Source organism: Aquamicrobium aerolatum DSM 21857 (assembly GCF_900113935.1).
GTDB classification, from domain to species: domain Bacteria; phylum Pseudomonadota; class Alphaproteobacteria; order Rhizobiales; family Rhizobiaceae; genus Aerobium; species Aerobium aerolatum.
In genome coordinates this window covers 114,703-128,177 of sequence record NZ_FORF01000012.1, presented here as the reverse complement: position 1 = coordinate 128,177, position 13,475 = coordinate 114,703, and the positions used below count along the sequence as shown (strand labels likewise).

The 13,475-nt window shown below is 59.3% G+C and carries 12 protein-coding genes; 8 read left to right on the top strand and 4 right to left on the bottom strand.

From position 1 onward, the window contains the following. The first annotated feature begins 21 nt into the window (after nt 1–21). The 7 genes from rplQ to BMZ42_RS11575 all read left to right on the top strand — a co-directional run bounded on the left by rplQ (nt 22) and on the right by BMZ42_RS11575 (nt 6,522). The gene (rplQ, locus tag BMZ42_RS11605; protein WP_091522456.1) at nt 22–447 is read left to right on the top strand and encodes a 50S ribosomal protein L17; all 426 of its coding nucleotides are present in this window, start codon (nt 22–24) and stop codon (nt 445–447) included. Between the two features lie 148 nt (nt 448–595). Then, nucleotides 596–2,074 (top strand): DegQ family serine endoprotease, encoded by a 1,479-nt coding sequence (locus BMZ42_RS11600; RefSeq protein WP_091522540.1) that lies wholly within the window; start codon nt 596–598, stop codon nt 2,072–2,074. A gap of 6 nt (nt 2,075–2,080) precedes the next feature. Continuing rightward, nucleotides 2,081–3,388: a replication-associated recombination protein A gene (locus BMZ42_RS11595; protein ID WP_091522455.1), complete on the top strand. Its 1,308-nt coding sequence runs from the start codon at nt 2,081–2,083 to the stop codon at nt 3,386–3,388. Continuing rightward, a complete protein-coding gene (gene crcB / locus BMZ42_RS11590) occupies nt 3,388–3,765 on the top strand; it encodes a fluoride efflux transporter CrcB (protein ID WP_091522538.1) in 378 nt (125 codons plus the stop codon). The genes BMZ42_RS11595 and crcB overlap by 1 nt, the downstream gene beginning before the upstream one ends. A gap of 37 nt (nt 3,766–3,802) precedes the next feature. Beyond that, nucleotides 3,803–4,789 (top strand): RluA family pseudouridine synthase, encoded by a 987-nt coding sequence (locus tag BMZ42_RS11585; protein WP_091522452.1) that lies wholly within the window; start codon nt 3,803–3,805, stop codon nt 4,787–4,789. A gap of 56 nt (nt 4,790–4,845) precedes the next feature. Next, nucleotides 4,846–5,694 carry a DMT family transporter gene (locus BMZ42_RS11580; protein ID WP_091522536.1) on the top strand — a complete coding sequence of 283 codons (849 nt, stop codon included), beginning with the start codon at nt 4,846–4,848 and terminating at the stop codon, nt 5,692–5,694. A gap of 36 nt (nt 5,695–5,730) precedes the next feature. Further along, complete coding sequence (locus BMZ42_RS11575) at nt 5,731–6,522, top strand: ATP12 family chaperone protein (RefSeq protein WP_091522451.1); 792 nt, start codon at nt 5,731–5,733, stop codon at nt 6,520–6,522. Nucleotides 6,523–6,586: 64 nt separating this feature from the next. Here the strand turns inward: BMZ42_RS11575 and glnA are convergent, their stop codons facing one another. Both glnA and BMZ42_RS11565 read right to left on the bottom strand, forming a co-directional pair. After that, on the bottom strand, nt 6,587–7,996 hold the full coding sequence (gene glnA / locus BMZ42_RS11570; protein WP_091522448.1) for a type I glutamate--ammonia ligase: 1,410 nt from the start codon (nt 7,994–7,996) through the stop codon (nt 6,587–6,589). A 56-nt stretch (nt 7,997–8,052) separates the two neighbouring features. Then, the gene (locus BMZ42_RS11565; RefSeq protein WP_091522447.1) at nt 8,053–8,391 is read right to left on the bottom strand and encodes a P-II family nitrogen regulator; all 339 of its coding nucleotides are present in this window, start codon (nt 8,389–8,391) and stop codon (nt 8,053–8,055) included. A 214-nt stretch (nt 8,392–8,605) separates the two neighbouring features. Between BMZ42_RS11565 and BMZ42_RS11560 the strand changes: the two genes are divergently transcribed. Then, nucleotides 8,606–9,499 (top strand): NAD(P)H-hydrate dehydratase, encoded by an 894-nt coding sequence (locus BMZ42_RS11560; RefSeq protein WP_091522444.1) that lies wholly within the window; start codon nt 8,606–8,608, stop codon nt 9,497–9,499. Between the two features lie 60 nt (nt 9,500–9,559). Here BMZ42_RS11560 and BMZ42_RS11555 read toward each other — a convergent pair whose 3' ends face one another. After that, entirely contained in the window at nt 9,560–10,369 is an 810-nt protein-coding gene (locus BMZ42_RS11555) for a DUF72 domain-containing protein (protein ID WP_091522443.1), read from the bottom strand. Between the two features lie 9 nt (nt 10,370–10,378). Then, nucleotides 10,379–13,300, bottom strand: coding sequence for an excinuclease ABC subunit UvrA (gene uvrA / locus BMZ42_RS11550; RefSeq protein ID WP_091522440.1), 2,922 nt, complete (start codon nt 13,298–13,300; stop codon nt 10,379–10,381). Nucleotides 13,301–13,475 lie beyond the last annotated feature (175 nt).

The following is a 13,475-nucleotide window of genomic DNA, read 5'->3' as shown; positions in this document are numbered from 1 at the left end:
TACTAGAAATGGAGAAGGCCAATGCGCCACGGAAAATCCGGTCGCCGTCTCAACCGCACTGCCAGCCACCGTAAGGCGCTGTTTTCGAACATGGCAGCTTCGCTGATTGAGCACGAGCAGATCACCACGACCCTGCCAAAGGCGAAGGAACTTCGCCCGATCGTCGAAAAGCTGGTTACGCTCGGCAAGCGCGGCGACCTGCACGCACGCCGTCAGGCTGCTTCCGCCATCGGTTCGGAAGCTGCTGCAAAGCGTCTGTTCGACATCATCGCTCCACGCTACGCCACCCGTAACGGCGGCTACCTGCGTATCATGAAGGCTGGCTTCCGCCACGGCGACAACGCAGCTATGGCTGTGATCGAGTTCGTCGAGCGCGACACCGCTGCCAAGGGCGCCGTCGATCGCGCACGCGTCGAGGCTGAAGGCAACGAAGCTGAAGCAGCATAATTCAGGCTTTTAGCCTTGGATTGAAAGAAGGGGCCTTTGTGGCCCCTTTTTTGTTGTCGTGCGGAAAGTGCGGCACGGACGATAAGGGACATTTATTTTGCACAATCGCGGTGAAAATGGCATCCGGTCTGCAAAGGAAGGAAACGCCATGCCATCATCGATTCGGTCGCTGTTTGTCTCTGGTATTTGCAGCCTTGCGATAGCTTGGGGTGCAGTTGCTCCCGCAGTCGCGCAAGACAGTGCGCGCGGGCTCGGCGACGCGCTGAGTGAGTGGCTGGGTGCGACGCAACAGCAGTCGCAAGGCGACCGCCGGGTGCCTTTTGGCCAGCAAGAGGTGCAGCTGTCTTATGCCCCGCTGGTGAAGGCCGTCGGGCCGGCGGTTGTAAACGTCTATGCCTCGCAGACAATGGCGGTGCGCTCTCCCTTCGCAGACGATCCATTCTTCGAGCGATTTTTTGGCCGCCAGACGATGCCGCCGCGTGTCCAGTCGTCGCTTGGCTCGGGCGTGATCGTTGATCCGCAGGGCTATGTGGTGACCAACTATCACGTGATCCGCGGCGCGACGGAAGTGCGTGTTGCGACGTCTGACGGGCGGGAGTTCACCAGCAAGATCCTGCTTAAGGACGAATCTCTTGATCTCGCGATTCTCAAGATCGACGGCGCCGAACCCTTTCCCAGTGCCCCTCTTGGCGATTCCGATGCGCTCGAGGTTGGCGACCTTGTCCTGGCCATCGGTAATCCGTTTGGCGTCGGTCAGACGACGACCAGTGGTATTATCTCCGCGCTGGCCCGCACCCACATCGGTGTGAACGATTTCGGCTTCTTCATCCAGACCGACGCGGCGATCAACCCTGGCAATTCTGGCGGTGGCCTCATCAACATGGCGGGGCAGGTGATCGGCATCAACACGGCGATCTATAGCCAGTCCGGCGGATCGATCGGCATCGGTTTTGCGATTCCTTCAAATATGGTGCAGGCCGTTGTTCAGGCTGCGCGAGATGGGCGCGACTATTTTGAACGACCGTTTGTTGGCGCGACGTTCGAAAACGTCAGCCCGCAGATCGCGGAGGCGTTGGGGATGACGCGGCCAACGGGTGCCTTGGTCAAGTCGGTCATGAGCGATGGCCCTTCCGCAAAGGCGGGGTTGCGACCGGGAGATGTTGTGCTGGCCATGAATGGCGCACCGATCGAACATCCGGATGCACTTGGGTATCGTCTTGCAACGCAGCCTATTGGCAGCGCGGCGACGCTCACGGTTTTAAGCCAAGGCAGAGAACGGCAGCTGGAAATCGAGTTGGCGCGAGCGCCTGAAGGCGCATCGAATGTCGAGATCATCATCGACGGTCGAAGCCCGTTTGCCGGCGCCAAGGTCGCAGCGATGTCTCCTCGACTGGCACAGCGGCTGAATCTGCGCGGCGACGCGCGTGGTGTTGCCGTTATTGATGTCGACCGGTCTTCGCCTGCAGCGCGGTTTGGCTTGCGACCACGCGATATCGTGATGGAAGTGAATGGTGTAGAAATCGACACCGCAGAAAAACTGCGTGAAGTTGCCGGTAGCGACTCCCGTTGGTGGAGATTTACCATCGACCGTGGCGGCCAGGTGATGAACCAAGTGTTGCGTTACTGATTGACCATGGGCGATCTGTTTTCCTCCGACGCGAAATCTCTGCAGACAGGCCGTCCGCTTGCGGACCGGCTAAGGCCGCAGGCGCTCGGAATGGTTGTCGGCCAGGATCATCTGACGGGGGAAGATGGCGTCCTGACGCGCATGATCCGCTCGGGGTCGCTTGGGTCGATGATTTTCTGGGGGCCACCCGGAACTGGCAAGACAACCGTGGCACGACTTCTTGCTGGCGAGACGGATCTCGCATTCGAGCAGATCTCCGCGATTTTTTCCGGCGTCGCGGATCTCAAGAAGGTATTTGAAACGGCGCGCATGCGCCGTGCGAGCGGACGTCAGACGCTGTTGTTTGTCGATGAGATCCACCGGTTCAACCGTGCCCAGCAGGATTCATTCCTTCCGGTCATGGAAGACGGCACTGTGGTTCTGGTCGGAGCAACCACGGAGAATCCTTCGTTTGAACTAAACGCGGCGCTTCTGTCGCGTGCACGCGTTCTCACCTTTCACGCCCATTCGCCTGAAAGTATCGCGGCGTTGCTGCAACGTGCCGAAGAAGCCGAGGGACGTCCGCTACCGATTGATGACGAGGCCAGGGCGGTACTTCTGCGGATGGCGGATGGTGACGGCCGTGCGGCCCTGACGCTTGCCGAGGAAGCGTGGCGTGCGGCGGGCGAGGGCGAGGTGTTCAACGCCGAGACGCTGCAGAACGTCGTGCAGCGCCGCGCGCCCATTTACGACAAGAGCCAGGATGGCCACTACAATCTGATCTCTGCGCTGCACAAAGCGGTTCGTGGCTCCGACCCGGATGCCGCCCTCTATTATCTTTGCCGGATGTTCGATGCAGGCGAGGATCCGCTTTATATCGGCCGCAGGCTGGTCCGGATGGCGGTTGAAGATATCGGCCTTGCCGACCCGCAGGCGCTTGGCATCGCGAATGCAGCGAAGGACGCTTACGACTATCTAGGTTCGCCGGAAGGTGAATTGGCACTGGCCCAAGCTTGCGTCTATCTGGCGACCGCGCCCAAATCCAACGCCGTCTACACCGCCTACAAGGCAGCGATGCGTGTGGCCAAGGAAAACGGCTCACTGATGCCGCCCAAGCACATTCTCAACGCGCCGACCAAGTTGATGAAGTCTGAGGGCTACGGCGCGACCTATCAGTATGACCACGACATGCCGGATGCGTTTTCGGGACAGGACTATTTCCCGGAGGCAATAGGGCGGCAAAACTTCTACGATCCGCCAGATCGCGGTTTCGAGCGCGAAATCCGAAAGCGGCTTGATTATTGGTCGCGGCTGCGGCGAGAGCGTCAGTCGTGATCGGACAGTTGCTCCTCGTCGCGCTTGGGGGTGCGGTTGGTGCGTCGTTGAGACATCTTGCAAATGTCGGCAGCTTGCGACTTTTCGGACCTGGCTTTCCATGGGCGACGCTGGGGGTAAACGTTCTCGGCGCACTTCTCATGGGGTTGTTTGTCGAGATTCTGGCGCGGCGATGGGGTGGATCGCCCGAATTGCGATTGTTCATCGCGACCGGTATTCTCGGTGGCTTCACAACGTTCTCCGCGTTTTCTCTGGATGCAGCCGAGCTGTACCAGCGGGGAGACTTCATTCTGGCGTTAGTTTACGTTGCCGGGAGCGTGATAATGTCGATTGCGGCCCTGTTCTTGGGAATGTGGCTCGCAAGAACGCTTGCGTGATGCTATCTCGCACGCGCGAGATAGAGATTGGCGAGACATGGCAGGCGTAGAACAAATCACTGTTGAAGCTGACGAAGCGAGCATGCGGCTCGATCGTTGGTTCAAGGTTCACTATCCGGGACTTGGCTTTGGCCATCTCCAGAAATTGCTTCGGTCGGGGCAGGTGCGCGTGAGCGGCAGCCGGGCCAAGGCAGATACGCGCCTGGAAGCCGGACAGATCATCCGCGTGCCGCCGCTGGAAGTCGATCGGAAGGGAGATGCTCCCGTCACTGCGCGCACGATGCGCGGACAGGACGACGGCGAAGTTCTCAAGAAGATGCTGCTCTACGAAGATGAGTCGGTCTACGTCTTCAACAAGCCAGCCGGTCTGGCGGTGCAGGGCGGTTCCGGCGTTGTGCGCCATATCGACGATATGCTGGAAGCGTTTCGCAACAAGAAGGGCGAGAAGCCAAGGCTCGTGCATCGACTGGACCGCGATACAGCAGGCGTCCTCGTTGTTGCGCGCAGCCGCCTTGCTGCCATGAAACTCGCCGAAGCGTTTCGTGGCCGTGACGCCAGGAAATACTATTGGGCGTTGGTCAAGGGCGTTCCGCGCAAGCGGGAAGACAAGATTTCGACATGGCTGGTCAAGGAACAGACGCCGGATGGCGATCGCATGCGCGTGGCTGCGCATGGCGAGAAGGGGGCCGATCACGCGGTCTCCTACTATCGCGTCGTCGAGCAGGCTGGCCAGAACCTGTCCTGGCTTGAGATGGAGCCTCACACCGGCCGTACGCACCAGCTGCGTGTTCATGCTGCGCATCTGGGGTGCCCGATCATCGGTGATCCGAAATATTTTGAAGCCGACACCAACTGGGATTTTCCGGGTGGAATGCAGAACCGACTGCACCTTCTGGCGCGTCGAATTGTGATTCCGCATCCGAAACACGGGGTGATTGATGTGACCGCACCAATGCCTCCGCATATGCGTCAAAGCTGGAACCTGCTGGGTTTCGAAGAAGCCAGCGCAGGTGAAGATAATTGACGCGGGTCCAGCGAGGAGCGCAGCCCAGGGCGGCAATCGATTCACTGGCGGTCGGGATGATGGTCTTCATCACCCTGAGCTGGGGCCTGAACCAGGTGGCGATCAAGGTCGCCAACTCGGGGTACAATCCGATCCTGCTGACCGTCGCCCGCTCGCTGGTCGGCGGGGCGCTCGTATTCTTGTGGTGCCTGTGGCGACGTATTCCGCTGTTCGAGCGTGACGGGACGCTGGTCTCGGGTATCATCGTCGGTGCGCTGTTCGGTTTTGAATTTGCACTGATCTTCGCGGGTCTTGATTACACCACCGCCGCGCGCGGAACGCTGATGGTCAACACCATGCCGTTCTGGGTGCTGGTTGGTGCACACTTCCTGCTCGGCGAACGTTTGACAGTTCAGAAGACCGTCGGGGTTGCACTGGCTTTTGCTGGTGTTTGCCTCGTGTTTTCCGACAAGCTGAGTGCGCCCGGTCCGGACGGCCTGATCGGCGATCTGATGTGCCTGGTAGCGGGTATGTTCTGGGCCGCAACGATCCTTGTCATCAAGCGATCGAAGTTGACCAGCGCGAGCGCAGAGAAGACGCTGCTTTATCAGTTGCTGGTGTCCGCGGTCATTCTGGTGCCGTTCGTGCCGCTTGCAGGGCCGCTTTTGCGCGACGTCAGCACACTTGCAACAGCTGCGTTTCTCTATCAGGCAGTTTTCGTCGTCGCGTTCACCTATGTTCTTTGGTTCTGGCTGATGCGCGTTTATCCCGCATCCGGCCTTTCCAGCTTCGCCTTTCTGACGCCCGCATTCGGTGTTCTTTCTGGCTGGCTGCTGTTGAACGAACCGCTGTCCGTTCGTATCTGGGCTGCGTTGTTGCTGATAGCCGCCGGCATTCTGGTCGTGAACCGTCCGGTTCGACGCTAGGGCGCGGCGCTGGTTTCTTGTGATTGAAGGTGTGTGATGCGAGATCAGCTCGAAGACATTGAGGCGGGGCGCTATCTTTCCGATCCTGACCCGGTGAAACGGGCCCAGATTCAGATGCGCCAGCCACTGCCGAAGCGCTTCTACAAGGACGTGACGGTCACGCAGGTCGACGACGGATTTTCGGTGCAGCTGGATGGGAAGCCGGTTCGCACACCCGGCAAGGCGCTGCTCGCCGTGCCGACCCAGCCCGCTGCCGAATTGCTCGCAGCTGAGTTCGACGCCCAGCAAGAAACGATCAATCCGGTGAGCATGCCGGTGGTTCGCCTGGTCAATACCGCGATTGATGGTGTCGCGACGGACCTTCAGGCTGTCCTGGAAGATGTGATGCGTTTTTCAGGTTCCGATCTCGTTTGCTATCGCGCCGACGCGCCTCAAGAGTTGGTTCAGCGGCAGGCCGATGCGTGGGATCCGATCCTGGACTGGGCGCAGACCACTCTGGGCGCACGGTTCATCTTGGGTGAGGGCATCATGCATGTGGCACAGCCCCGCGAAGCCGTCACTGCAGTCGGCATATGGCTGAAGCAGCGCGAGGACGCGTTTCGTCTGTCATCAATACACCTCATGACTTCGCTGACTGGTTCAGCGCTGATAGCGCTGGCAGTCGAAGCCGGTGCGATCACCCCCGATGAGGGTTGGAAGATTGCCCATGTCGATGAGGACTGGACCAACGAACACTGGGGCGAAGATGCAGAGGCGACGGCTCGCCGCATTGCGCGACGCAAGGACTTCGACGCGGCCGTCGCATTGGCGGACGCCATAAAGGCCTGACGCTGAAATCGGAAAGGGCCGGAGCAACAATGCTCCGGCCCTTTTTTGTTGTCTGACGCTAAGGTCAGACCGAATAGTACATGTCGTACTCGACTGGGTGAGGCGTCATTTCATAGCGCATCACCTCGGCCATCTTGAGCTCGATATACGAGTCGATCTGGTCGTCATCGAATACGCCGCCAGCCTTCAGGAAGCCGCGATCCTTGTCGAGCGACTGCAGTGCTTCACGCAGCGAGGCGCAGACAGTCGGGATCTTCTTCAGCTCCTTCGATGGCAGGTCGTAAAGATCCTTGTCCATCGCCTGGCCGGGATGGATCTTGTTCTTGATGCCGTCGAGGCCGGCCATCAGCAGCGCGGCAAAGGCAAAGTACGGGTTTGCCGTTGGATCGGGGAAGCGCACTTCAACGCGCTTTGCCTTCGGGTTGGAGCCGAACGGGATACGGCAGGACGCCGAACGGTTGCGCGCCGAGTAGGCTAGCAGCACCGGAGCCTCATAGCCCGGGACCAGACGCTTGTAGGAGTTGGTCGACGGGTTGGTGAAGGCGTTCAGCGCCTTGGCGTGTTTGATGATGCCGCCGATGAAGAACAGGCAGGACTCCGACAGCCCAGCATATTCGTTTCCAGCGAATGTCGGCTTGCCGTCTTTCCAGATCGACAGGTGGACGTGCATACCGGAACCGTTGTCACCGAAGATCGGCTTCGGCATGAAGGTCGCAGTCTTGCCATAGGCATTGGCGACCTGATGCACGGCGTACTTGTAGATCTGCATCTTGTCGGCGTTGCGCAGAAGGGTGTCGAACTTGGTGCCCAGTTCGTGCTGTGCTGCTGCCACCTCATGATGGTGCTTTTCGACCACGACGCCCATCTCGGACAGGACCGTCAGCATCTCGGAGCGCATGTCCTGGAGGCTGTCGATCGGCGGGACGGGGAAGTAACCGCCCTTGACGCGTGGACGGTGGCCGAGGTTACCGGTCTCGTAGTCGGTGTCGTCGTTCGAAGGCAGCTCGGATGAATCGACCTTGAAGCCAGTGTTATAGGGGTCGGCCTTGTACTTGACGTCGTCGAACACGAAGAACTCGGCTTCCGGGCCGACGAATACGGTGTCGCCGATGCCTTCCGCGCGCAGATAGGCCTCAGCCTTCTTGGCGATGCCACGCGGGTCGCGGTTGTAGGCTTCGCCCGACACCGGGTCGAGGATGTCGCAGACAATGACCATGGTCGACTGCGCGAAGAACGGGTCCATATGCGCGGTCTCTGGGTCTGGCATCAGAACCATGTCGGACTCATTGATGGCCTTCCAGCCGCCAATCGACGAACCATCGAACATCACGCCGTCTGCAAACATGTCTTCGTCAACCGCAACGACATCCATCGTCACATGCTGCCACTTGCCCTTGGGATCAGTGAAGCGCAGGTCGACGAACTTAACGTCGTTATCCGAAATCTGCTTCATGATATCGCTTGCGGTCGTCATTGATTGTTTTCCTGTGATGACATTGCAAAATTTGGGGAGGGAACTGTCGTTCCCGGTCAGATAGCGTCGATGCCCGTCTCACCGGTACGAATACGCACCACTTCCTCGATGTTGGAAACGAAGATCTTGCCGTCGCCGATGCGCCCGGTTTGTGCCGCCTTGCGGATCGCCTCGATTGCGGCCTCGACGCTTTCATCAGCGATGACAACCTCGATCTTCACCTTCGGAAGAAAGTCGACGACGTACTCAGCGCCCCGGTAGAGCTCGGTGTGGCCCTTCTGTCGGCCGAAACCCTTTGCTTCGGTGACGGTGATACCCTGCAACCCGACTTCCTGAAGGGCTTCCTTCACTTCGTCCAGCTTGAAAGGCTTGATGATCGCCTCGATCTTTTTCATGCGGTGATGGCCTCCAGTAAGATAAAGACGGATAGAACTGTTCCGCTTCGACAAATAGAAAGCATGAAGTGTGCCAGTTTGAATTTCATGCAAAAATTTTTTGATTTCATGCGCGAACGGGTCAAAGGCGGTCGTTTCTCGATGAAAACAGCTGTCGTCTGCCTGCCTTGCCGCAGAACTTCCTATGCTGCACTGTGATACGTGGTGAAAAATTATGCAACGCGCACAGATGATGGGCAAACACCCGATGCGGGCGACACAGCATGTGGTGGTCAACGGACCAGATCGATGGCAGTTGCCTGCGCCAAAGGGTGATCAGCACAAATACTCCCGTGGCGCGGTGGCTGTCTTCTCTGGAGGTCTCACGTCGTCAGGGGCGGGACGGCTATCGGCGATGGCGGCTGCTCGGGTTGGGGCAGGGGCAGTCACGGTTCTGTCTCCAGCGGAGGCTTTGATCGCGAACGCTTCGCATCTTACCTCGATCATGCTGGCCTGCGTCGACACGGTAGCGGAAATGCGGGCCCTGTTTCGTCATCGTCAGCCAAACGCGGTCGTCATCGGGCCCGGCTATGGATTGGATCGGTCACTTAGCCAGATGGTGGTCGGCTTGCTCGAGACGCTGCCGAGCGTGACGCTGGTGTTGGATGCCGATGCTTTGTCGGCATTCCGCGACGATCCGTCAGAACTCTTTGACGCGGTGGCAAGGACAAGAGCGCACGTTGTGCTGACGCCGCACGAAGGCGAGTTTGCGCGGCTGTTTCCCGATTTGGCTGCCGATGAGGTGCTCTCCAAGGCGCAGAAAGCTGTGGCTGCAGCCCGGCTCAGTGAGAGTGTGATTGTTGACAAGGGGCCGGATACGATCATCGCGGCACCAGATGGGCGCGTGGTGAGAAACAGCAACGGCACCCCATATCTGGCGACCGCAGGGTCAGGCGACGTGCTGGCGGGCTTGATCGCCGGGCTCGCCGCGCAGGGAATGGAGCAATTCGACGCCGCCTGCGCAGGAGTGTGGCTGCACGCCGAGGCCGCGAGCCGTTTCGGTCCGGGCCTCATAGCCGAGGATCTGCCGGGACTTCTTCCGCCATTGCTCTGTGAGTTGTTCGCCTAGAGCAATTTCAGGAAAAGTGCGAAGCGGTTTTGCGTTCGGAATTGCTTGAAAACAATGGGTTTAGGTCGCGTCCACGCGCTGTTGCAGAGCCATAGCGCCGAATGGGGCGCGGCTCTTTCCTTCGGAGATGAAATAGACAAACACATCCCGCGGATTCAAGGCTGCCTTGGATGCAGGATTTGCATAAGGCAGATCATCAGGTTGACCTCCCTTAGCCCAGATGTCCGCCCGTTTCGCCCAGCCGTCCAGTTCTGTATCAGTGTAGCAGTCCGGGTTGTCATCGCTGCCGCGCTGGAGGCGTGCGTATACGAAATCACCTGTCAGATCGGCAATTTCCGGATACTTTTCGTGATGCGCATAGACGATGGCAGCGCCATATTTCTTGGCCATGGCGACGAATTCGGGACAGGCGAAACTGCCATGTCTCACCTCAAGCGCATGACGAAGCTCTACGCCGTCCTGATGCGAGGGGAGCAGTTGGACGAACCCTTCAAAATCGTCCGGCTCGAACTTCTTGGTGTGCGCGAATTGCCAGACGATGGGACCGAGCTTGTCGCCCAACTCTGAAATTCCCGATCCGAGGAAACGCTGGACCGACTCCCCGGCTTCGGCGAGCACCTTGCGGTTGGTCGAATATCGCGTTGCCTTCAGTGAAAAAACGAAATCTTCTGGAGCATCCGCCGCCCATTTGGCGAAGGTTTCAGGCTTGAATGTCGAATAATAGGTGCCGTTGACCTCGATCGTTTTGACCTGACTTGCGGCGTGTCGAAGCTGTTTCGTCTTGGCCAGCTTGTCGGGGTAGAAGGTTCCCTCCCACGGTTCGAAGGTCCAGCCGCCCATTCCCGCCCTGATGGTCCCCGACTTGCTCATGGCTAACCTCTATTCAGCTGCGACGCGGCGCTGGCCGGGTCTTTTCTCCAGCAAATCCTTCAGGAACTTGCCGGTGTGACTGCGCGGCTCGGCCGCAATCGCTTCCGGCGTTCCCGCAGCGACCAGTTCGCCACCGCCGTCACCGCCATTGGGACCGATGTCGATCAGCCAGTCGGCGGTCTTGATGACCTCAAGGTTGTGCTCGATCACGACAACTGTGTTGCCTTGGTCGACCAGTTCCTGAAGCAGTTCGAGTAGCTTGGCGACGTCGTGGAAATGCAGGCCGGTGGTCGGCTCATCAAGGATGTAAAGTGTCTTACCCGTCGCCTTGCGCGACAGTTCCTTGGCCAGCTTGACGCGCTGCGCCTCACCGCCAGAGAGGGTCGTGGCCTGCTGGCCGAGTTTGATGTAGCCAAGCCCCACCTTTTTCAGTGTCTCAAGCTTGTCCCGGACGACCGGAACAGCGGCAAAGAACTCGACGCCCTCTTCCACGGTCATGTCGAGAACATCGGCGATGGAGCGTCCCTTGAACAAAACCTCGAGCGTTTCGCGGTTGTAGCGCTTGCCGTGACAGACATCGCAAGTGACGTAGACGTCGGGCAGGAAGTGCATCTCGATCTTGATGACGCCGTCGCCCTGACATGCCTCGCAGCGCCCACCCTTGATGTTAAACGAGAAACGGCCCGGCTGGTAGCCGCGTGCCTTCGCCTCGGGCAGCCCCGCGAACCAGTCGCGGATCGGCGTGAAAGCGCCGGTATAGGTGGCAGGATTGGAGCGCGGCGTGCGCCCGATGGGGCTCTGGTCGATGTCGATGACCTTGTCGAGGAATTCGAGCCCTTCAATCCGGTCATGATCGGCAGGGTGCTCGCGTGACCCCATGATCCGGCGCGATGCGGCCTTGAACAGCGTTTCAATCAGGAACGTGGACTTGCCGCCGCCGGATACGCCGGTGACGCACGTGAAAGTGCCCAGCGGAAAGCCAGCCGTCACATTTTTCAGATTGTTGCCGCGTGCGCCGACAACCTTGATTTTCTTGCCCTTGGTACCTGGACGGCGCTCCGCAGGCACCGCAATGCCCATCTCGCCGGAAAGATATTGGCCCGTCAGGGATTTTGGGTTGGCCATCACTTCGGCCGGGGTGCCCTGTGCGATCACTTCGCCGCCATGGACGCCGGCAGCGGGACCGATATCGACAACATAATCGGCGGTGAGCACCGCTTCTTCATCGTGTTCGACCACGACCACCGTGTTGCCGAGATCACGCAGATGCTTCAGCGTCTCCAGCAAGCGCTCGTTGTCGCGCTGATGCAAGCCGATGGAGGGCTCATCAAGCACATAAAGCACGCCCGTGAGGCCGGAGCCGATTTGCGAAGCAAGCCGGATACGCTGGCTCTCACCACCCGAAAGGGTGCCGGAATTGCGCGCAAGCGTCAGATAATCCAGCCCGACATCGTTGAGAAAACGCAGCCGCTCGCGGATTTCCTTGAGGATTCGCGCGGCGATTTCGTTCTGCTTTTCACTCAGCATATCTTGAATGGTTGAGAACCAGGCCGAGGCCTTGCGGATCGACATATCCGTTACTTCACCGATATGCAGACCGCCCACCTTCACGGCGAGCGCTTCCGGCTTCAGGCGGTAGCCGGCGCAGGCCGGGCAGGGAGTCGACGACATGAACCGCTCGATCTCCTCGCGCATCCATGCAGATTCGGTCTCCTTCCAGCGCCGCGCCAGATTGGTCACTACGCCTTCGAACGTCTTGGTGGTCTTGTAGGAGCGCAAGCCGTCGTCATAGTTGAACTCGATCTTGCGATCGCCTGTGCCATGCAGGATCGCATTCTGGGCTTCGTCCGAAAGGTCGCGCCACCGATCGCCGATGCTGAATCCGTAGACCGCACCGAGACCTTCGAGGGTCTGGCGGTAATAGGGCGACGTTGATTTTGCCCATGGTGCAACCGCGCCTTCACGCAGAGATACATGGGCTTCAGGCACCACGAGCGTCGGATCGATCGCGCGCTGCGTGCCAAGCCCGTCGCAGGTCGGGCAGGCGCCGAACGGATTGTTGAACGAGAAAAGGCGCGGCTCGATCTCAGGAATGGTGAAGCCGGAGACCGGACAGGCAAATTTTTCGGAGAACAGGATCCGCTCATGGGTGTCGTTCTTCGACTTGTTGATCGCGCTGGCGCCAGTCTGATCCGCGGGCAGGGGCTTTTCGGCAAATTCCGCGATTGCCAGTCCTTCAGCAAGTTTCAGGGCCGTCTCAATCGAATCCGAAAGCCGCGACGCCAGATCAGGCCGAACCACGACACGGTCCACCACGACATCGATGTCGTGCTTGTACTTCTTGTCGAGCGCAGGGACATCGGCGATTTCGTAGAAGACGCCGTCTACCTTGACGCGCTGGAACCCCTTTTTCTGAAGTTCGGCCAGTTCCTTCTTGTACTCACCCTTGCGCCCACGCACGATCGGCGCGGTGATGTAAAGCCGTGTGCCCTCCTCAAGCTCGAGTACACGATCCACCATCTGGCTGACCGTCTGGCTCTCGATCGGCAACCCGGTCGCCGGTGAGTAGGGGATACCGGCCCGCGCAAACAGCAGGCGCATATAGTCATAAATCTCGGTGACCGTGCCGACAGTGGAGCGCGGGTTCTTCGAGGTGGTTTTCTGTTCAATGGCGATAGCGGGCGAAAGGCCGTCGATCTGGTCGACGTCCGGTTTCTGCATCATCTCGAGGAACTGGCGGGCGTAGGCCGACAGGCTTTCGACATAGCGGCGCTGGCCTTCCGCATAGATCGTGTCGAACGCGAGCGACGACTTTCCCGACCCGGAAACGCCCGTCATGACAATCAGCTTGTCGCGAGGCAGGTCGATGTCGATGTTCTTCAGGTTGTGCTCGCGTGCACCGCGAATGGAAATGTATTTGTGATCCGCCATGGCTCGCCGCTGCCCTGCTTGCAATTCGTGGAAAGCTGTTACCAGCATTCGCCCATATGGTGCTTGAAAAGGTGCCCGTCGAGACACCGGTGGCAAACTCTTGGCTTTTCACGCATTCTCACGCCAAGGGCAACTGAAAAGAACAGAGAGCGAACGCGATCCTGACACCGTTATG

What these genes read in the sequence shown, in the direction of transcription:
- BMZ42_RS11595 (WP_091522455.1), top strand. Translation starts at nt 2,081, where the DNA reads ATGGGCGATCTGTTTTCCTCCGACGCGAAATCTCTGCAGACAGGCCGT.
- BMZ42_RS11585 (WP_091522452.1), top strand. Translation starts at nt 3,803, where the DNA reads ATGGCAGGCGTAGAACAAATCACTGTTGAAGCTGACGAAGCGAGCATG.
- uvrA (WP_091522440.1), bottom strand. Translation starts at nt 13,300, where the DNA reads ATGGCGGATCACAAATACATTTCCATTCGCGGTGCACGCGAGCACAAC.
- rplQ (WP_091522456.1), top strand. Translation starts at nt 22, where the DNA reads ATGCGCCACGGAAAATCCGGTCGCCGTCTCAACCGCACTGCCAGCCAC.
- BMZ42_RS11565 (WP_091522447.1), bottom strand. Translation starts at nt 8,391, where the DNA reads ATGAAAAAGATCGAGGCGATCATCAAGCCTTTCAAGCTGGACGAAGTG.
- BMZ42_RS11600 (WP_091522540.1), top strand. Translation starts at nt 596, where the DNA reads ATGCCATCATCGATTCGGTCGCTGTTTGTCTCTGGTATTTGCAGCCTT.
- BMZ42_RS11575 (WP_091522451.1), top strand. Translation starts at nt 5,731, where the DNA reads ATGCGAGATCAGCTCGAAGACATTGAGGCGGGGCGCTATCTTTCCGAT.
- BMZ42_RS11555 (WP_091522443.1), bottom strand. Translation starts at nt 10,369, where the DNA reads ATGAGCAAGTCGGGGACCATCAGGGCGGGAATGGGCGGCTGGACCTTC.
- BMZ42_RS11560 (WP_091522444.1), top strand. Translation starts at nt 8,606, where the DNA reads ATGCAACGCGCACAGATGATGGGCAAACACCCGATGCGGGCGACACAG.
- BMZ42_RS11580 (WP_091522536.1), top strand. Translation starts at nt 4,846, where the DNA reads ATGATGGTCTTCATCACCCTGAGCTGGGGCCTGAACCAGGTGGCGATC.
- glnA (WP_091522448.1), bottom strand. Translation starts at nt 7,996, where the DNA reads ATGACGACCGCAAGCGATATCATGAAGCAGATTTCGGATAACGACGTT.